This is a genomic window from Caballeronia sp. AZ1_KS37 (genome assembly GCF_023631165.1).
Lineage (GTDB): Bacteria > Pseudomonadota > Gammaproteobacteria > Burkholderiales > Burkholderiaceae > Caballeronia > Caballeronia zhejiangensis.
Map to the genome: position 1 here is coordinate 1 of NZ_JALQDP010000067.1, position 261 is coordinate 261.

Sequence of the window (261 nt, forward strand, 5' to 3'; positions counted from 1 at the left end):
ATTAAGAGTTTGGTTTACTAATCCTAATGATTTAGCATAAGGGTCTTTTACAGCATCAACTTGACTTGTCAATAGACCTGAAAGTAAATCAGATATAAATTCACCATTTTCATTAATAATCTTTCCAAGTGAACCATCAGTTACAAATGGAATAGAATAATCATTTAGATTAACTTGAAGATTATATAATTGACCATTTGCATGACCAGTAATATGTACAGCAATTTGACCTACACCACCTTGCGAACCAATATTCTCAAC

The 261-nt window shown here is 31.0% G+C and carries 1 protein-coding gene; it reads right to left on the reverse strand.

Annotated elements, in window-relative coordinates:
* On the reverse strand, positions 1 to 261 hold a 261-nt coding region (locus NCS00_RS33250; protein WP_250442279.1), incomplete at both ends, for a hypothetical protein.